Source organism: Mycobacterium sp. IDUB_28, assembly GCF_055419285.1.
The window spans coordinates 432,991-454,209 of record NZ_JBVAXK010000001.1 but is presented as its reverse complement, the minus strand read 5'-3'; the positions used below and the strand labels follow the sequence as shown (position 1 = coordinate 454,209).

At 66.0% G+C, this 21,219-nt stretch carries 7 protein-coding genes; 2 read left to right on the top strand and 5 right to left on the bottom strand.

Going from position 1 to position 21,219, the window contains the following annotated elements; all coding sequences use genetic code 11:
- Nucleotides 1–68: 68 nt before the first annotated feature.
- The 5 genes from ACZYZ9_RS02100 to gjpA form a co-directional block, all read right to left on the bottom strand.
- Nucleotides 69–1,568, bottom strand: coding sequence for a PE-PPE domain-containing protein (locus ACZYZ9_RS02100; RefSeq protein WP_463824539.1), 1,500 nt, complete (start codon nucleotides 1,566–1,568; stop codon nucleotides 69–71).
- Between the two features lie 58 nt (nucleotides 1,569–1,626).
- A complete protein-coding gene (locus ACZYZ9_RS02095; RefSeq protein WP_463824920.1) occupies nucleotides 1,627–3,138 on the bottom strand; it encodes a PPE domain-containing protein in 1,512 nt (503 codons plus the stop codon).
- A gap of 328 nt (nucleotides 3,139–3,466) precedes the next feature.
- Nucleotides 3,467–4,129 (bottom strand): GAP family protein, encoded by a 663-nt coding sequence (locus tag ACZYZ9_RS02090; protein WP_463824538.1) that lies wholly within the window; start codon nucleotides 4,127–4,129, stop codon nucleotides 3,467–3,469.
- A 79-nt stretch (nucleotides 4,130–4,208) separates the two neighbouring features.
- Nucleotides 4,209–5,033, bottom strand: coding sequence for a class I SAM-dependent methyltransferase (locus ACZYZ9_RS02085; protein ID WP_463824537.1), 825 nt, complete (start codon nucleotides 5,031–5,033; stop codon nucleotides 4,209–4,211).
- Nucleotides 5,034–5,128: 95 nt separating this feature from the next.
- On the bottom strand, nucleotides 5,129–6,319 hold the full coding sequence (gene gjpA, locus ACZYZ9_RS02080; RefSeq protein ID WP_463824536.1) for an outer membrane porin GjpA: 1,191 nt from the start codon (nucleotides 6,317–6,319) through the stop codon (nucleotides 5,129–5,131).
- Between the two features lie 306 nt (nucleotides 6,320–6,625).
- Here gjpA and ACZYZ9_RS02075 point away from each other — a divergent pair, with 306 nt between their 5' ends.
- Nucleotides 6,626–15,772 (top strand): amino acid adenylation domain-containing protein, encoded by a 9,147-nt coding sequence (locus ACZYZ9_RS02075; protein WP_463824535.1) that lies wholly within the window; start codon nucleotides 6,626–6,628, stop codon nucleotides 15,770–15,772.
- Entirely contained in the window at nucleotides 15,769–21,219 is a 5,451-nt protein-coding gene (locus ACZYZ9_RS02070; protein ID WP_463824534.1) for an amino acid adenylation domain-containing protein, read from the top strand. The genes ACZYZ9_RS02075 and ACZYZ9_RS02070 overlap by 4 nt, the downstream gene beginning before the upstream one ends.

The window sequence follows — 21,219 nt, the reverse complement described above, 5'->3', positions numbered from 1 at the left end:
CACCTCGGAGGAAAGTCATTGCCCGAACGCTCAATTCAGTCCTCGGGCGCTCCCGCCGGGGGTGCAGACTAGCCTGCCCCGAACGGCGGGATCGGAAGCGCGCGTAACAACGAACCAGCGACGGTGGTCACTGCGGACACCCCGGTGATGCTGGGCTGGCCCACATTGATCGTCAACCCGGGATCCAGCGACGGCACAAAGGGATACGCGTTCGGCATGGCCGATGCCGGGAGCAACCCGGCCAGCACCAGATTGGCCTGTATTCCTTGGCCGACTCCTTCGATCAGGTAGCCGCCGACGTTGATCGGGTTGATGAGTGGGAACAGACTGGCCGGTGTGGGCAGGTTTGCATATTCGGTGTTGGGCCCGCCGATATCGCCGTAACCCATGTCGATGAGCACCCGCAACGGCGGCTGGACCATGTTGAGCAGAGGTTGCGGTAGGTTCAACGGCCTGAGCAAGGGCAGGTCCTGCGTCGGGATCATGTAGTAGGTGGTGTTGCCGGATCCCGGAGACACCGGCGCGACGACCGCCGACCCGATCTGCTCGGGCGTGAGACTCATATAAGTGGGCGTCGGCGCCAGGTGGTCGTAGTACAAACCGGCAACGGCGTTCGCTACCGACAGCAAATTGGTGGGGTAGCGGGGAAAGTGCGCGAAGCCGTCGTACTGAATGGTGTAGATGTCGGTCTGGTAGGCCAAGTCGGGTGTTGCACCGCCGAGCGTCTCGTTGAAGCCGGGGATGTAGAGCCCGACGAAGCGTTCGAAGAGGCCGCCGTTGGGATTGTTGGGATTGCCGATGAGGGTGAATCTCAAGTCGGCCGGGTTGGGCGGGTTCGCTATGGCACCGGTGGCGATTTCATTCAGATAGTTGGTGACGACGGTGGCGCTCTGTGAGAAGCCGAACACCGCAGTCTTTGTGCCAGCGGGTTGAGCCGCGATCGCCTGCTTGAGGATCTCCACGCCTCGAGCAACCGAGGTGTCGAACGTCAGACTATTGAGGCCGGTCAGCGGCCAGCCCTGCTGGGGGGTGGTCAGGCCGGTCGGCGTGCCGGTCAGCGGGGCAATCCGAGGAGCGATGTAGGTGTCGTAGACGTAGTTGAGGTAGCCGGAGCCCGGGGTCGGGTTTCCGGTGCCGCCCATGATCAGCGTGGCGTAGTCCGCCGCCGCGAGAGTGGCTGTCGTGCCGGTTGCGGTCGTGCCGATCATCGGGCGACCGAACAACGCCAGGCGGGGCGCGTCGAGCGCGGCGGCCACCTCACGCTGGACCATCTCCAGCGTTGACGAATTGAACGCCTCCGCGGCGCTGTAGGTTGCGGCTGCTGCCCTCAGCGTTTGAACAAGCTGCTGATGATAAGCGCCGACTCGCGCTTCAACGGCGTGAAACTCGGCGCCGAATTCGGCGAACAGCGCCGAGATCGCTGATGACACTTCGTCCGCGCCGGCAGCCATCTGGCCGGTGGTCGACGCCGCAGCCGCCAGCCGCGCGGCATCCAGCTCCGAACGGATTCGCGCCAAAGTCGTTGTCGCCGAACCCAACGCCTCGGGCGTCACCGCGAAAGGCGACACGCCACCCCCCTTGTCGATGTGTCGGGCAGTTGCCGTCGGCCGGTGTAGCCGCGCATGGTCATGTGTATCGCTCGTCGGTGGGCTGCGCAGCAGCGGGCCCGCCGGGTGTCCGCGGCTCCTCGCCGGGCTCACTGCCCCAGGTTTGCGGGAGCATCGGCGCGCGCGCACCGTTGCCGAAGTCCCCGGCAACGGTAGCCAACCCCCCGGGACGGACGTCTTCTGCCCTGGACACCGCGCCGGTGAAGCCCAAGGGTGCGGCGCCCCGCTCGGAGGCACCCGTCGCAGCGCTGACAGGGTCAGGCCCAACGTCCGCACCGTTCATGTCCGCGTACTCGTCCCCGTAATCCCTCAGCACGACACGTCGACGGCGCCGTGCGCGCTGCTGCGCGGACCCCCGGGCCGGCGCTGCTGCCGCCGCGGCGATGTCCGCGGCCGGCGCCTTCGCTGTGCCGCCTTCGGTCAAGGATGGGCCTGCCCCCTCGTCAGGTCCGCCGCTGTAGACCATATAACCGAATCCGGGTGCGCCCGGTGCCGCTGCGGGGCTCGGCGCCGGGGCCGGCGGCGCGGTAGATGCTGGCGACGAAGCGGTGATCCCGCCCGGCGCGGGTGACGGCACCGTCCCGGGTGCCGCGACCGCCGGCAGCGGTCCGAGGGCCGAACCCGGCAGCGCCGCAACAGATTCCGGAAAATCGAAATCGAGCGGAGGCAGCTGCAGCAGTCGATTCAATACGCCCAATCCGCCCAGGCCCGCCAGGCTCAGACCAGCGAATCCCAGCACCGGAGTCGTCAGCAGCGCTGCGGGCAGTCCGAAAGTCACCCCGTCGATGGACAATCCGACAACCATCGCAAAGACGAATGCATTGAGAGTCTCCAGGGACGGAGCCGCCAGAAAGGCTTCCAGGGCCGGAAGTTGATAGGGCACCTCGTTTCCCGGGATTCCGAACAGGCGCAACACCAGGCCCTGGATGAATTGCTGGTAGGCCGTGTAGATGCTCTCCGGGGAGAAGTCGACGGCAGCCGGCGCGGCGTCAGACTTCAGCACCGGCGGTGCCGCATCGGTGACCGGCACCGCAGCCAGGGAGGCCGCGGAAACGTCCTGGTATGTGCTCATGGTGGTGGCGGCCTGAATCCACATTCGCACGTAGTCGGCCTCGTTGAGAGCTATCGGGACAGTATTGATGCCGAAGAAGTTCGTTGCCAACAGCACTGCATGGGTGGCATGGTTGGCAGCTAACTCGGCCAGTGTAGGCATGGTCGTCACAGCGACGGTGTAGGCGGCGGCTTCGGTCTCGTGCTGCAGCGCCGTGGCTGCCGAGTCGGCGGCCTGTTGGGCCAGCCAAGCTACATACGGGGCATTGGCGGCGGCATAGGACTCCGCACTGGGGCCCTGCCATGTTCCGGCCTGCACCGCGCCGACAACTGCGGCGAGTTCCGCAGCCACATCGGCGTATTCGGCGCTCAACGCATTCCAGGCCGCTGCGGCAGCCAGCAACGGCCCAGAGCCCGGTCCGCTGCTCAAGAGTGCTGAATGCACCTCCGGCGGCAGGGCCATCCAGATCGGCGCGGTCACCTCGTGCTCGCCGGCCGTGCCGTTGTTGCGCGGTTGCGGTGAAGCGTGCGGACAACGCGGTCCGTCGGGACGCACCAGCGACAGCTGCCGTCACCACAGAAGTGGGGGACAGACACCGCGGGCTCCTCGGTCGCATAACGGGGCAGAGTCAGACGCGAAACACGTTTATCGTCCTTGCCAAGCTACCCGCTGACGACGCTTAATGAAAGTGGTTTTCATTTGGGGTAACGGCCCGGGTTGTCAAATAATAAGCCAGTGTCAGCCCGTCGGTCGGGAAAATCGGCAGTCCACCGGTGTGTTCGGCACGGCGAATCAAGAATCGACGGATTCACCGCATGCCGGCGCAATGCAGGAGCGAATGTGCGACAAGCACACAACCGGCGCTCAGGCACAACGCGCGTATGACGAGCGGGCCGAAGCGGGTGACGGTTCGTAGGATCCGACGTTGAATACGCCGTGCCCGCGCTGTTCGCCTGCTCCCGAGGAAAAGCACCAGTAGCGAAGGCCATAACTCGATCGCGCAATAGGCGATCACGACTACCGGCCAGACCGAAATCGGAAGCCGATAAGTACTGAGCATCGCGAGGGCGCCCAGATACATGACGTCGGTCGCGGATTGGCCAAAGCCCAGCACGACACCGAAGACGGCAAGCAGCAACGGATTTCGTCGCATAACCGGGAACGTCCAGCGCGGCGCGGCGGAACGCACTCTGGATGGATAGCACGCCACAAAAATGAGTAGCATCCCCAGGGTCAGCTCGCCCGTGTATCGCATCCACGGCGTCAGTCGGATGGTGGTCGGTTCGGTGAAGATAGCCAGACCGACCACGACGGTGATACCGACGGCAGCGGTCGCGGAGAACAACCCGCCTAGGAAGCTCAGTCCGCCGGGCAACGGTGAACGACGTTGCAGCCTACTGTCATACACGATCGCCGAGGTGACGGCTAGATTGAGGACATTGAGAGATTCGACAAGCGCGAACCCCGCCATCGTCAGCAATAGTGCTAGCACGCTTCCGCCCGGGCAATGCGGATGCCAGCCGGCCGGCAACCCGGCCGAGGATGTGGTATCAGTGTGCCGGCGCAGCTCTGAACAGATTGAACTTGTACGTGTTCACCATCCCAGGTGCGAATCTGGCCAGCACCGGCATGCCGTAACGGCGTTGCCACGGCCAGCTTTTGGCGATTTCTGGTTGCGGTGTCGCCAGTGTTCGGCTGTCGAGCAGATCGAGACCGCAGTCCTGGAGTTCGTGCGGGTCGTCGCATACCCATTGCAGACGGGCGCGCACCTGGGCCAGCGATCGGTTGCGGTCCTGGCCGGAGACCATCTTTTCACCCGCCGTGTCGAAGGCGATCAGTGAACCCGGAAAGCGTTGTGCGAGATTGGTTAACGCACTTCGCACCTGATCGCCATTGAGATAGATCAGGACGGCTTCGCTGAGGAACAGGTACGGGGCGGGGGAGTCGGCGATGACGTCGAACCAGTCGTTGTCCAAAACCGAGCCGGCCAGCATCCGGTAACGCTCTCTGTCACTGAAGAATTGGCGGCGCAGCGCGATGCTGTCAGGAAGGTCGAGGTCGATCCAGTGCAGTGTCCCGTTGTCGAGTCGATCGAATCTGGTGTTCAACCCGGTGCCGAGTTCGACTACGGTGCCAGCGGGATTCTCGCGCAGAAAGCGCGCTGCCCAGCCGTCGAAAATCGAGGAACGGTATACCGATCCGGACAGCGAGGGGCCGCGGAAACCGCTGAAGTCGTAGTCGATGGCGTCGACGAGTTCGCGTGCCCGGCGATCGCCGAGCACCGGGCGACTCGACGCGGCGTCGCACGCCCGCGCGTAGAGCGGAATCAGCAAAGTCTCCTGTACATCGCCCAGCTCGGGCGCAGTTCTGCTCATCGATCCGCCTCTCGTCACTCTCGGTTCTAGTAGTCAACCACTGGCACTGCTGCATCCGAGGGCCGGGCGCATGCGTTGGAGCAGTCAGCGTCGGCTCACATCTCGACCGCCGGCGGGAGCGGCAGACCGGGGCCGAGTGCCTGCCCGACGATGCTGAAAAGATTCGCGGCGGCGGCAATCGGACCCACCGGCAGGGCGGGAACCGGCAGAGTTCCGACGAAGTCGTCCGATTCGACGGCAAGCTGCAGGCCCAGGCTGTTGAGCAGCGAACCGCCGACACCGTCGTACCTCGGACCGGCGGCACCGTAGACCACCTGTCCTGGGCTGAACAGGCCGCCGAAGCCGAAGCTCATACCGACGACCTGCTCCTCGGCGCCCGGGCCTGCGAAAAGCTGATTGACCACGGGCGCCAGCGGGTCCAGATTCAGCACAGCGCCGTTGAAGAAGCCGTCGACAACGTTGGCCGGGGTGTTGATCAGACCGTGGAATGCGCCCGTCGCATTGCCACCGGTGATATCGGCGAAGACGCCGTTGACGCTATTGAGCAGTGCCACCCCCGGGCTGATGAACGGCCCCACCGCACCCACGAGCAGCCCACTCAACGGCGAGGCGGCGAAGTTCAAGGCACCGGCGAATAATGCGCCCTCGGAGCCGTTTTCGAGGAAACCCTCCATGAGCCCCTGGTACAGCTGGACGTGAACGTTGGAGACGTCGACGGTTTCGCTGCCGCTCGACTGCGTAATGCCGCCCAGGGTGTGCTGAACTACCGCGGCGGAGAGCTCATGCGGCGCGCCAACCAAGTGCACCGACTGAACTACGGCCGGCAGCTTGCCGAAGAACCCGGTGGGATTGGTGAGAAGTTGGTTGAACCCGGTGGACACGCCACTGACGAGTGTGGTCACTCCGGCATCCCAGGCGCCGAACACCCGCTGGGCATTCTGGGTGGTGCCGGCGAGTACCTGCTGGACACGGGTGACCGGATCGAGACCGCTTGCGGCGGCGGCGTTGGCGATCTCGGCGCGTGAGTAGGCACCTGCGCTGCTGTTCAACAGGTTGACGAACTCGGTGTGAAACGCCTGCGCCTGCGTGCTGACCATTTGAAACTGGCGGCCGAAACTGCCGAACAACGACGAGATCGCGATCGAGATCTCATCCTCAGCTGCGGCCGCGATGCCGGTTGTCGGTCCGGAAACGCTCGCCGCGGCCTCGGTCAACGCCGTGCCGATACCGGACAGATCCTGGGCCGCGCCCCGAACCAGCTCCGTCGTGGCTGCAACAAACGACATCTAGATCTCCTCGGGTGTGGCTGCTGCGAACAAGGCAGTGGTCAGCGCTGAATTGATACCGATTTACTGGTGGTACGGATGCGTGCAGGGTCATTACCGCGGGACAGCGCCGATTCGTGCCTCAGCGTGCCAGCTTCGTCTTCAGGGCCGTTTGCAGAGAGCCGTTGTTGAAAATGATTTTCATGTTATAGGTTGGACCCTGAATGCGTCGCCGTCAACCCTGGAATGCAGGCGGTCCCCGGTGGGAGCCCCAGTCGGCCACCTGACCGGGGCCGCCCGGCGCCGATCAAGTCAAGGAGCAGATGCATGTCCACGGCGACCGGGCAGCGGAATTCGGATCACCATTGCGGTCGGTCCGAGACCGACTTCGCCACGGCGCCAACGGCTCAGCGAGGTATCCACCAGGTCGTTGCCGAGTGGGTGCGCCGACGCCCGGAGTCTGTCGCGCTCCGCATGGTCGGGTCTGCCGGAACAGACGTCTGGACCTACCGGCAGTTCTGGGACCGGGTCTGCCACATCCGCGATGGCGCGTTCAGTGGCTTCCCGTCGGGTTCCCGCGTGGTGATGGCCCGCATCGGCGACGCCGACTACGTAGCCGGATTCGTCGCCGCGATGGAGGCCGGCCTGATCCCGGTCCCGTTGTATCTGCCCTCGGCCGACGCGCCCGAACGGTTTCTCCGACGCGCGGATTATGTGCTGCGGGACTGTGCGCCGGCTGCCGTCTACACCAGTTCCGATCTCGTGGAAGCCCTGGGCCGTGATCCGTTGCTGGACGGGCTCGCCCTGCTCACCCCGGACTCCGTTGCCGCCGGGTCGCGGCAACTGCCGGCCACGGCGGCGATCACGCCCGAACACGTGGCGTTCCTGCAATACACCTCGGGCTCCACCGGACAACCGAAAGGGATTGTCAACACTCACGAAACGATGCTCTGCCAGCTCGGCATCGGCGCTGCGCTGTGGAATCGTCCCGAGGACATCCACACCGTCAGCTGGCTGCCGCTGTATCACGACCTGGGGATCTTCTGGGGTGTGATGCTGGCGCTGACCACCGGCGGGACCGCGACACTCATCCCACCGTTCGACTTCGTGAAGAGCCCACGCATCTGGCTGGAAACCATCCACGCAGTGCGAGGCAACTGGACCGCGGGGCCAGATTTCGCCTACCGCCTCTGCCTCGACGCGTTCGACGAGGCTGCCCTCGCGTCGCTCGACCTGTCCTGCCTGCACTTGGCGATCAATGGTGCCGAACCGGTCCGCGCCGCCACGCTGCGCGAGTTCACGGCGAAGTTCGCGCCGGCAGGTCTCAGGGCGGACGTCATGGCTCCGCAGTACGGGCTCGCCGAGGCAGGTCTGGCAGTCTCCGGCACGGCCCGGCCGCGCCCGTGGGTACAGGCCACCTTCGATGCCGAGCAACTCAACCGCGGCCGCGCGGCCGAGATCGTCGGACCGGTCCCGGCCGGCCACCGGGTGCGCACCCTGATCAGTTGCGGTGACAGCACTTTCGGTTGGGATGTGCGCATCGTCGATCCGGGGTCGCGCGTTGTCCTGTCCGACGGCGATGTCGGCGAAATCTGGGTCGGCGGAGCGGGCCTGCCGAACGGCTACTGGCGACAACCCGAGCTGACCGCCGAAACCTTCGGCGCCACCACCGCCGACGGCATGGGGCCCTATCTGCGTACCGGCGATGCCGGCTTCCGCAGCGACGGCGAACTCTACATCTGCGGACGTTTCCGCGATCTGATCATTGTCGGCGGTGGCAACTATTTCCCCAACGACATCGAGTTGACCGTCGAAGAGGCACCCTGCGGGGTCGACAGCGGCGGCGCGTGCGCGGTGCAACCACAGGATTCCCACGCGTGGTGGCTGGTCGCGGAAACCGCGGCCCCAGCCGAGGACCTCGATGACCTGAGTCGGGTGCTGCGCCGCAGGATTCTCGCGGTGCACCAGACCGCTCCAGAGCGCATTGTCTGGGTCCGCCCCCGCGTGCTACCCAGGACCACCTCCGGCAAGATCCGGCGGCGTAAGACACTCGACATGCTCGACTCGGCGAAATTCGATGTCGTGCACGAGGTTTCGATATCGGCTGGCGGGGCGAGACACGAGCGGCCGACGACCGAGCCGGCCCGATTCGTCGCGGGGTTGCTCGGCGTCGACGTTCACGACCTCGAACTCGACTCCGATCTGACCACACTGGGTTTGACCTCGATGATGACCGCGCAGGTTGTCCAATGGTTTGCGACGATGTCGCGCCAGGTGAACTTCGCCGATCTGTACGCCGACCCGACACTGCGCACGTGGCAGCGTCTCTTCGACTCTGCGCCAACGATTCCGGCGCGGGACTCCGGCACGGCGGGATCCGATGTACCAACGACCGCGCTACAACGCGCGTACTGGATAGGTCGCGATCCGGCGCAGCCCCTGGGCGGGGTGGGCTGCCAAACCTATTTCGAACTCAGCGGCGCCACCATCGACCCGGATCGGCTCGATGCTGCCCTCGGCGAGCTGGTGCGCCGGCACCCGATGCTGCGCAGCAGTTTTCCGGACGCCGGTCGATGTCATATCGGATCTGAAGCTGTTCACGCTCCGCTTCGGGTCCACGATCTGACCGAGGTCGCCGGCACTGCGCATCGGCCGCACCTCGATGAGGTCCGGAACAGACTGCGCCGCCACCGATTCGGTATCGAAAGCGGCGATACCTGGCGGGTGGAACTGACCCGTCTGCCCGACCGCTGCATCCTGCACTTCGCGATCGACCTCATCATCGCCGACCTGAGCAGCATCGATCTTCTGCTGCATGATCTCGCCGCGCTATACCGCGGCGACCGACTCCCCGCCGTGGGTGCGGGTTGTAGCGATCTGGTCCGGGTGCCCACTGCGCCGTCGTCGACCGACAACGTCGAACGGCTGCCGGAATGCCCGCCGTTGCCCTTGGCGGAGGAACGTGCTATCGCGTTCGCTCGCGAACAACACACGTTGAGTGCTCACCTGTTGGCCGCTCTCGACGAGATGTGCCGCGCCCACGGAGTCACCCGCGCGGCGGTGTTCCTCGCCGCCTACACCGCGGTGTTGCACCGCTGGAGCAACAGCGACGAGTTCTTAGTCAACGTGACGACTTTCGGTCGTCCGCCGGATGCCGCGGAAGTGATCGGAGATTTCACCGCGACTCATCTCTACCGGGCGGGCATGGACACCGAGGACGGATTTGCCGACCTGGTGCGCCGCGTCCAGCAAGGACTGCGCGCCGCGTTGACCGCTCCGGAATCCACCGATCTGCTTGCGGCACAGCTGCAGGCCGGCACCGGACACAGCGGGATCGCACCGGTGGTGTTCACCTACGCCGCTGCGACGACCGCCCAGCGGCAACGCGACATCGACACCCTCGGAGCGTTGGGCGAAGTATCCTCGATGACCCCACAGGTGCTCATCGACAATCAGATTGGTACCGTACCCGATGCCTCGGGCGGTCTGATCGTGTCGTGGGATTACCGGGCCAGCTGCTTTCCTCCCGGCGTCGTCACAGACATGTTCGGCGCCTACGTCGGGCTCCTGGAACATCTCGGCAACCGCGAGTGGTCCACCGCGGCCCGCATCGAACTTCCGCAACGTTCGCGACTGATTCGCCGGCAACGCAACGCCACTGCAGCTCCGCGCGCCGACGGGTTACTCTACGACGCGTTTCGGCGACAGGTGCAGGCCGATCCCGGCCGGGTCGCTTTACGTTGGGCAGCGGACGAATTCAACTGCCAGGGTGACGGTGACCCGATCGCCGCGACATACCCGCACCTGTCCTACGGCCACCTCGACGAGCTCGCGCGCCGGGTGGCGGGAGTGCTCGCTGAACGACATGCGCCGGGCTCGGTGATCGGCATTCGACTGGCCAAGTCCCCCGCCCAGGTCGTCGCGGTGCTCGGGGTGATGATGGCCGGTTGCAGCTACCTCCCGATCGGGGTGGACCAGCCGGGCGAACGGTTCGAGCGCATCTGCAGCTTGTCGGGAATGGCCGGGTTGATCGGTTCACCTGAGTTGCTGCACAGTCTGACCGCAGCCCCGGTGCTTCATGACCTCGAATCGCTACTCCAGGGTGTGCCGAGGGATCCGATCCGGGTGGACCCGGACGACACCGCCTACGTCATCTACACCTCCGGATCCACCGGCCAGCCCAAGGGCGTGCTGATTTCGCACGCAGCGGCGCTCAACACGGTGCATGATGTCAACCAGCGCAACGGGATTGGCTGTGCCGATGCACTGCTGGCGATTTCGGCCCTGGACTTCGACCTCAGTGTCTACGACATTTTCGGCCCGCTCAGCTGTGGTGCGAGCCTGGTGATTATTTCCGAGCGATCTCGCCGCGATGCGTTCCGCTGGCGCGCGCTGATCACCGAATTCAAGGTCACGGTATGGGATTCGGTGCCACCTCTGCTGGACATGCTGCTGATTGCGGCGGGCGACAATGAGGAGACGCTGCCGAGTTTGCAGTCGGTGTTCCTGTCCGGTGACTGGATTCCGTTGACCATGCCCAGCCGCCTGCACCGTGCCGCGCCGAATGCGCGGCTGGTCGCGATGGGTGGCGCCACCGAGGCCGCGATCTGGTCGAACGAGTTCGTCTTGCCGGCGACAGGTGGAGTCGATCCCGCATGGGTATCGGTGCCCTACGGATACCCGTTGTCCAATCAGAGGTTTCGCGTTGTCGACAACCGGGGTAGGGACTGTCCCGATTACGTCGCGGGAGAGATGTGGATCGGTGGCGCAGGTGTCGCCCAGGGCTACCTGAACGCGCCGGATATGACCGCTGAGCGCTTCGTCGTGGATGAGATCGGCGACCGCTGGTATCGCACCGGCGACCTCGGTTGTTACTGGCGCGACGGCACTTTGCAGTTTCTGGGCCGGATCGATTCTCAGGTCAAGATCGGTGGTCACCGCGTGGAGTGCGGTGAGGTCGAGCACGCCCTGCGTGGGCATGCCCTGATCGACAGCGCGGCGGTGGTGCCGATCCACGGCAACGCCGCTCTGGGGGCGGTCGTAGTGTGCAGCGGGAGCGCCGGATTGACCGATGCGATCTCGGCCGAACTGCGCGCATATCTCGCAACTCGCCTACCCCACTACATGGTGCCCAGACATTTCGTCCGCGCCGCGGAACTGCCGCTCACCGGTAACGGCAAGGTCGACCGGCGCCGTGCCGTCCGAGAGGTGGAATCCGCGATACGGACGGCGGCGACCGAGCATCCGGGCGCCGAGTTGAGCACGGTGGAGCAGCTGATCGCCGACACCTGGTCAGTGGTGCTGGGACAACCTGTCGCACGTCGAGACGACAACTTCTTCGCTCACGGCGGCGACAGCCTGCGCGCGACGCAGGTGGCCGCGGATCTGAAGCGCCGCGGAGTGCTCGGGGCGGAGGTCGGACAACTGTTGCGCCGCCCCACGCTCGGCGAGTTCGCCGCCGGGTGTGTCATCGGTGCGATGACGCGGCACCCGGCTGAACATGTCGCCGGGCCGGCAATGAGTGATACCGAGTTTCCGCTGACCCGACTGCAGCAGGCCTATGTGCTCGGCAGTGCCGGCCTGAACGGCAGCACCCGTGCGCCAACGCACTTCGCGATCGTTCTGGGTGTCGATGCCACCGACGGCCGGATCGACCTGAACCGGTTCGTCGCGGTAGTGACCTCGTGTGTCGAGGAATTCGCGGTCCTGCGCTGCGGATTGGAGTCCGACACCGGCCAGCGCGTGCACCGCCACACCCCGGACGTGAGAGTCGAGCTCGTGGACGCCGGTGATCCGGATACCCTGCTGCTGCGCATGACCGACGGGGACTTCGATCCACGCGAGGTTCCGGTGATCACCTGTTTCACGCCGTCGGGCTCGGCGCGTTATGTGGGTCTGTTGATCAACTATCTCAGTCTGGACGCCCGCAGCCTGGCCACCGTGATCGCCACGATCATCGCCGATTACCAGCAGACACCCCGGCCGCGGCGGGTAGACCCCAGCGCCGACGTGTTCGTCCGCTTCGCCAGCGAAAAAGCAAGCGGCGAAAGCGATTTCGATGTTGCGTGCCCGCCGCCGACGCTGCCGCTGCGTGACCAGCGACCCGACTCGGCCACCCGGGTCGGCTTCCAGCGCTGCAGCTTCACCCTGAGTGCGGGCGAGTTCACCGGCCTGCGGGATCGGGCAGCTCAACTGCGGGTCACACCGACCGCGCTGATCTTCGAGGCCTTCACGGCGGCGTTGCATGCGGGCGGTGCCGGTGACCGCTTCGCCGTCGTCGTACCAATGTCACACCGACCCGGGTACGCACCCGCTGACCGCGAGGTGCTGGGGAACTTCACCCGGTTAGCGCTGTGCGAGGCCGACTACGGTGCCGCGGGACCGGGCTCGCCGGAGGCAGTGGCCGCCGCGCAGCAGCAACTGTGGCGTGCGGTCGGCAGCGGCACTGATGCAACTGGGCACCTCGCCGCCCTGCGCGCGCGCGGTTCTGCCGGCTATCCGGTGGTGTTCACCAGCACGCTCGGCCTCGTGCCGCAGAGCCCGGCGCAGTTGTCCAGTATCCGCACGATGACGCAGACCCCCGGGGTCTGGTTGGACTGCCAGATCGAGGACGACCGCGGCGGAGCCCGGATCAGCTGGGACACAGCCACCAACCTGATTGCCGAAGATCATCTGGCAGCGGTCTTTTCGTGTTTTCGCCACGCAGTGCACAACCATGCCGAAGCGCCGGCGGGTGAGCCTGATGTGGCCCGGGCGCAGCAGCCGCTGTTAGACGAATCCGATTGGGCCGCAGCGGTCATCGCCGCCGCGGGCGGTCTCTGCGCACCCGGGCACGTCAGACCGGAATATGCCGAAGTAGTGCGGCGGTGGCAGCAACTTCCGCTGTCGACCGGCCACGACACCGCCCGTGCCGCTGGGCGATTGGCCGATATCGTCACCGGAGCGGCGTCGGCGCAGACCTTGATCGGAGACCCACGACTTGCCCCCGAGGCGATGCTGCTGGCCGAAGGGCGGCTGCAGTGGGCGCTCGACGATCTCACCGAACGCATCTTCGGACATGCCCGCGCTGTCGGTCGTCGGCTGCGGATCCTGGAAGTCGGTTCGCGGACCGGATTGGTCACCCAACGGCTTACCGACATGATCGGTGCGGTCGTGGCGGACTATCTGTGCTTCGAGCCCAATCCCGTCCTGGCCGACATCGCGGCCGGCAGGAAGCTGCCCTCCGCCGTGCGGCATATCGTCTCGCCGCACCAAATCCCTGCTGTGGCAGCGGATGTCGTGATCTGTTGCGGATCGCTGCACCAGCTGCCGGACGCGGGGGCCGTGCTCGACGCGCTGACGGTGACCGATACCGGCTGGCTGTGGGCGGCCGAAATCTGTGAGATCACTGCGGCGACGTTGGCCAGCGCGGCTGTTCTCAATCCCGGTGTCCTGTTGCCCGGAGCGTTGCGAACGCCGGACCAGTGGTGGCGGTTCATCGCGCAACACGGCTGGCAGCCGGGACAGATGACGCAGGACGGTGCGGGCCTGACGATCGTGGCGCAACCGCGGCAGCGGATTTCGCCGCGGCGAGCAGCGCTGCGCTCGAGCGCCGCGACACCCGCGGCGGTCCCTGCGCAAACCTCCGTCGCCGACCAATCGGTCCAGGCCACAATCGCCGAAATATGGCGACGGCACCTGAATCTCGCGGATCACATCCTGCCGAGCGCCTCCGACGACTTCTTCCTGCTCGGCGGCGACAGCCTGGTGGCGACCCGGGTCTACGCCGATCTACGGACCGCCGGTTTCGGACGGCTGGCCCTGGTCGACTTGTTCAACTACCCGCTGTTGGGTGAACTTGCCGCGCACGCCGGCGCGCCCGGGACACCGCCGCCTACTCCGGCGCCACCGCCGCTGCACAGCGAGAGCGAAGTGCCGCTGACCGTCGTCCAGCACGCGTACCTGGCCGGCCGCGAAGGTGGATTCATGCTGAGCGGGGTCGCCGCACACTGCTATTTCGAGTTCGAGGTGCGCGACTTCGACCGGTCCAGGTTCGAAGCCGCTGCCCGCCGGCTCGTCGAGCACCATCCAGGACTGCGCACCACCGTGACAACCAAGACGGACGGTGCCGGGTCGCGGTTGTGCGCCACCGTTCACCCGGTGCCGATCGAACCGGTGGTGTGTGATCACCCCGATGTGCGGGGACGGATGCGGGACCAGGTGATCGACCTCACCACCCGTCCCGGAATCGACTTCGGCGTCCAGGCAGGCGTTGGTGACGCCGTCATCGGCATCAGCATGGACAACGTCATGCTCGACGGGACCAGCATGATGATCGCGCTGGCGCAGCTGGATTATCTGTACCGCGGTGGCGATCCCGCCCAATTGCCCACGCTGCAAACCACATTCGCCCAATACGTGCGCGACCACCCCGAGTTGTGGCCGGGTGCAGACGAATCGGTATTGCCGCACCTGGCCGCGGGCCGTGACTATTGGCGCGCGCGCCTGCCATCGTTGCCGCCCGCTCCGCGGCTGGCCCCGACACAGGTGATCCTCGACATCGGAAAACCAGTCTTCGATCGCGTCGAAGCCGTTGTCGCGCGGGATGTCTGGACGAAGATTAGCCAGGCGTGCCGGACCGAAAGGGTCACCGCGGCATCCTTCCTGCTGGCCAACTACGCGCGGGTGCTGGCCGGCTGGGCCGGAACGACGCAGTTCTGCATCAATGTCACGTTGTTCGACCGCGATCCCGGGGTGGCCGGAATCCAGGACGTGATCGGGGATTTCACGTCGCTGCTGCTACTGGAATGTCGAGTCGACGCCGACCTGCCGATCTGGGAGCAGGCGCGCCGGCTGCAGCGGCAGCTGCTCACCGACCTGCCGCACCGCACCGCGGACGCGGTGTGGCTACAGCGGGAACTGCTGCGTCACCACGGTCAACCCGCGAACGCCGTCTTTCCAGTGGTGTTCACCAGCGGGCTCGGGCTGATCGATACGTCGCGCGGATCATCCTTCGAGTTGGGGTCGTTGGTGTACGGGCTCTCCCAGACGCCGCAGACGGTGCTGGACTTCCAGATGTGGGAGAACGCCGGCTCGCTGGCGCTGTCCTGGGATTTCGTCACGCAGGCCATCTCTGCGGATGTCGCGCGGACCAACCTCGACGCGCTGGTCCAAGCCATGGTGTCCGCCGTCGCCACGTCCCCCGCGCCGAACGGAGACGACAGCGGAGCTGAACTCCTCGAACGGGTCTTGCAGATCTGCGCGGTGGCGCTGAACCTGCCCCGCGTGCAACCGGGCCAGAACTTCTTCCAACTCGGCGGCGACTCGGTGACCGCGACCAGGGTCGTCGAGCAGATCAGCCGCGAGATAGCGCCCGGGGCCAGTATGCGGCTGCTGTTCGAGAATCCGGTGATCGGGGAGTTCGCCGCGCGACTGAAGGCGGTCGATCACGAGCCGGCAGGCCAGGATTGGGACATCGAAGAAGGAGTGCTGTGAGTGCCGCCGAGCTGATCGACCAAGCGCGCCGTGTCGGTGTGCAGCTATGGGTCGACGGTGCGAACCTCCGCTTCCGGGCGCCGCAAGGCGTGCTGAGCGCAGATCTGAAAGCGCAACTGTCCGCGGCGAAACCGGACATCATCGCGGTGTTGAACCGCGAGGCGGAGGTGCTGCGAGCGCCGCAGGACAGGTTCGAACCGTTTCCGCTCACCGACGTGCAGGCGGCGTACTCGGTCGGCCGCACCTCGGCGTTCCGATGGGGCGGGGTCGGTTGCCACGGGTACGCCGAGTTCGTCGTCGACTACACCGTTGCGAAACCGAGCGCCGAAACGTACCGGTCGGCGTGGCGCAAAGTCGTCGACGCGCACGACATGTTGCGCTGTGTGGTCCAGCCGGATGGCTATCAGGTCATCTGCCCGGATATCGCGGACGGCATCACCGTCCACGAGAGCGCCGACAACATCGAGGGTGAGCGTGCCCGGATCGGCGAGGAACTGCGCAACCGCAGTTACGCGCTGGGCGCGGGGCCCATGTATGACATCGTGGTCACGATCGGTCCGGACGATGCCGTGCTGCACGTGTCGGTCGACCTGCTGATCGCCGATTTCGTCAGCATCTTCATCCTGATGACCGACTTCGGCCACTGTCTGCTCGATCCCGAACATCGCCTGCCTGCACCCGAATTCAGCTTCCGTGAGTACCTGCTCAACCTCGCCCGCTATCGCGACTCGGTGGCCGGATCGCGTCGGAGACAGCGCGATCTCGACTATTGGCAGGGCCGCCTCGAACAGCTGCCGCCGCCGATTTCGCTGCCCCTGTTGCCGACCGGGCCGGCCGAAACCGCACCGACCTTTTCCCGACGGTCGATGCGGTTGTCCGCCAACGAGTTCGCGGCGTTCACCGGACGCGCGACCGAATGCGGTGCCACGCCCAGTGTGGCGATCGCGGCGGCGTTCGCCACCGTCCTGGGCCGATACGGCGACCGCGACCACTTCCTGTTGACGCTGACGACGATGGCCCGCCTCCCGTTCACCCCCGAGGTCGCCCGGCTGGTCGGGGATTTCACCGGCACCAGCCTGCTGGAAGCAGACCTGCGGGGGCAGCCCCCTTTTGGCGAACTGCTGCGGGTGATGGGCGCGCGTCTGTTCGAGGACATGGACCACGCCACCCTCAGCGGCGTCGACGTAGCCCGGATGCTGGCGCGCAGCGACGAGAACCGCGGCGAGCACTCACCGGTCGTGCTCACGTCGACGCTGGGTTACGCCACGCAGCACACCGCCGCCGACTCCGCTTTGCTACGCCCGATACCGGGTCGCGGTCTGAGCCAGACCCCGCAGGTACTGCTGGATTGCCAGGTCTTCGAGATCGGCGGGGCGTGTGAAATCAACTGGGACACCCGGGACGGGGTGATCAGCGCCGACGCGCTCGACCGTGCGTTCAGCGATTTCCGCGCCGCCCTGCAGACATTGAGCACCGACCCGCCGGCCTGGGAGCGCCCGTTGTTGCCGGCGATCGCGCCGGAACCCGCCGCGGTGCGGAAGATACCGGAGGCGTTGCTGCACTCGGGGTTTCTGATCAACGTCGCGCAGACTCCAGCAGCGGTCGCGATCCGGCAGGGCGACTTGTCCACCACCTACGCTGAGTTGTTCGCCGCTGCGCGTGCGGTGGCCACGGAGTTGTCGGCCAGTGGCGTCGGTGTCGGTGACTACGTCGGAATCCGCCTGCCGCACGGCCGGAGCCAGGTCGCAGCGATTTTAGGTACCGTGCTGGCCGGCGCTGCGTATGTGCCACTGGACGTGCAGTGGCCGGATCATCGGATAGCTCAGATCGTTTCGCAGTGTTCGCCGGCTGCCGTGTTCGAACAGCGTGGGCGGGTTGATCAGCTGCTCGCCGACGCGGCGACCTGGCTGCCCGACGGGGCGGCGACACCGGCGGTTGCGCCGGCGCGGCCCGACGACACGGCGTACGTGATCTTCACCTCGGGATCCACCGGAATCCCCAAGGGAGTCATGATGAGTCACCGCGCCGCACTGAACACCGTCGAGGATGTCAACGAGCGACTGGGCATCCGCGCGACAGATTCGGTGCTCGCGGTATCGCAACACACTTTCGATCTGTCGGTGTACAACATCTTCGGTATGCTCGCTGCGGGCGGCGCCATCGTGTTCGCCGACGGGGACGGGCGCAATGATCCACCCGCATGGTTCCGCACTATCTCGAAACATCGTGTCACCGTGTGGAATTCCGTTCCGGCGCAGATGCAACTGTTGCTGGAGTACGCCGACCGGGCGACGCTGCCGACACTGCGGCAGGTCATGCTGTCAGGTGACTGGATCCCGGTCTCGCAGCCCGAACAGATCGCCGCGTTGGCGCCGGCAGCCGCGATGCTCAGCCTCGGCGGTGCGACCGAAGCCGCGATCTGGTCCATCTGCCAACCCATGGCGGCGCGTCAGTATGCGCGCAGCATCCCGTATGGCACCGCGATGCGCAACCAGTGCGTTCAGGTGCTGACCCACCGTGGTGAGCCCGCGGCTCCGTGGCAGGTGGGCGAGATACATATCGGCGGAGTGGGACTCGCCCAGGGATACCTCGGTGATCCCGACCGCACGGCGGCTGCTTTCCTCACTCATCCGGTCAGCGGAGAGCGACTGTACCGAACCGGTGACTACGGCCGGGTCACCGACGACGGTGTGATCGAATTGCTCGGCCGCCGAGACAACCAGGTCAAGATCCGCGGGCACCGAATCGAATTGGCGGAGGTGGAGGCCGCGTTGAGCGGTCTGCCGGGGGTGCGGACCGCGCTGGCCACCGTCCTCGGCCGGGCATCGCAGGACCGGGTGATCGCGGCCGCGGTAGTCCCAGGGCCGGCCGGCGACGCCGAACTCTCCGAACGCCGCACCAGCACAACGGATACCACCGACGCCATCGACGCCGCACATCAGCGCCGCACCGCCGATCTCGACGTGGAGAGATTGTTACTGTTCGCTACCGCCGCGAAGTCGGCCGCACTGCGGAGTATGTGCGCGGCGCTGGCGACCGCGGCGCTCCCGGGCGAACAGCTCACCGTCGACGAACTGGCCCGCCGGTTGTCGCTGCCGGACCGGTTGCAGCGCCTGCTGTGCCGCTGGCTGGACGTGCTCGCCGACGAAAGGCTGGTAAAGGCGTCTTCGGACGCGGTGGAACTGGTTGCGCACCATGAACTTTCCGCGTGCGTAGCGCAGTGGCAGCAGGTACGCACGCTGGGTGCGGCCGTCGGCTACGGTGATGACTTGCTGGCCTATGTCGGCGAATGCATCCAGAACCTACCGGGCCTGCTGGCCGGTACCGTCGATCCGCTCGCGCTGCTGTTTCCGGAGGCGACCGTTGACATCGCGACGGCCGCTTACCGCGAGAACCTGCTCAGTAGATACGTCAATCAACTGGTGGTGGCCGGTGTGACAGCGCGGGTGACCCGGGCGACGGCGGCGCGGCCGTTGCGGATCTTGGAAGTCGGGGCGGGTGTCGGCGGCACCACCGCGGACCTGCTCGCCGCGCTGGCCTCCAGTCAGGTGCGCTACACGTTCACCGATGTATCGAATTTCTTTCTCGTTCAGGCCCGTCAGAAGTTCGCCGACTACAGCTTCGTCGACTATCGCCTCTTCGATATCAACCTGCCGCCTGCGGAGCAGGGCTTCTCCTCCTGCTCGTTCGACGTCGTCGTCTGCGCCAACGTGCTGCACAACGCGATCAACATCGACGACACGCTCGCCGCGCTGAATCGGCTGCTGACACCCGGCGGGTCCCTGGTCTTCATCGACGCGACAGCCGTCAACCATCCGTTGATGATCTCGATGGAGTTCAAAGAGGGGCTGCACGGTTTCACCGATGTTCGGGCGGGGACGAACTCGGCTTTCCTCACCTACGCGCAATGGCATGTCGCGCTCGAACAGTCACCGTTCGGCGAAGTGTGCAGTTTCCCGCCGGCTGAGCATCCGCTGGGGCGACTGGGCCAGCACGTGTTCTGGTGTGATTCGGCTTCCACCGCGTACGCGCTACGGCCCGAGGAGCTGACCGCGCAGGCCCGGGACGTCCTGCCGAGTTACATGGTCCCGCAACACATCATCTGCCTACCGTCGCTGCCGTTGACGACCAACGGCAAGATCGACCGCGCGGCAGTGACCGCCGAACTCGAGTCGCTGCGCTGCGCGGCTCGTGCCGGCGACAACCGCACGGCAGGAATGTCCGGCCCCCTTGACGACCTGCAGGCCCGAATCGGGGAGATATGGGTTGGTGTGCTGGGCCTGGAGTCGATCGACACCCTGTCACCCGGCGCCGACTTCTTCGCGCTCGGCGGCGATTCGCTGCTGATGGCACAGGCAATCGGCCGCATCCGCCGTGAGATCGCCGAAGCCGCCGGGCTGGCGTGGGACGATCTGCTTCGCGCGATGGTTACCCATCCCACCCTGGCCGCAGCCGCCGAGGTGGTGCGCGCACCCCGGTCGCGACCGGTGCCGGCCGAGGCGGAAGTTGCCGGGATCGGCTCACCGCTGGTGTACCTGGGCCCCGGACCGGGTTTCACGCGGGCCGCCGAGATTGCAGTATGTGTGCACGACGGCAGCGGGGGAGTGGCTCCCTACGACGAGTTGATCCCGTACCTGCGCGCCGCCGGCATTACTGAACTCTATGGGCTGCAACGGATTCCGAGTGACGGGTATGCTCAGATCGCGCCCGCCGAGCTGTTCACCACCCTGGCAGCCCGTTATTGCTCCGCGCTTGTCGCCCTGGCGCCGGCCAAGGTTCACCTGCTCGGCTACTGCATGGGTGGTCTGCTCTCGGCTGAGATCGCGAAATGCCTGGAGGAGGCCGGCATCGAGGTCGGCACCGTTACGGTGGTGAGTTCCTACCGCGTCCCGATGGACGTCGAAGACGACGACGTTCTCGACTACTGCTTCGCCCAGATCCTCGGTGTGTCACCGGAAGTTCTTGGCATGCAGGTGGACGACGACGCGGTCCGCGGCGCGTTCACGCGCGCGCGGGCGCGCTACGCCGACGTGATACCGGCCGGTGCGCTGCGCGGCGTAGCCGAACCTGTGCTTGCGGCTTGCCTGGAGCGCAGTGCCGAGGCCGGCGAGGCACGCCTTGCATTGTTGGCCGAATCCGGTGTGCTGGGCGAGTCCTGGGACGTCGAAACGCTCGGCGAGTTGCGGTCGATCTTCGTGCACAGCCTGCGTGCGGTGGTGCACGGCGCGACCGAGCCGTACCTCGGTGACATCCACTTCCTTCGCCAACGCGGCGATATTCATTTCCTGCCGACGCTGCAGGAGGACATGACCGCGTTCTGGGCGGACTACTGTCTGGGGGAGTTGACCATCACCGACATCGACGGCACCCATTTCGACTGTCTGACTGGCGAAAACGCCCAGTCCGTCGCCAAGCTGCTGGCGAATTCCTGGACCGCCGAGGCATAA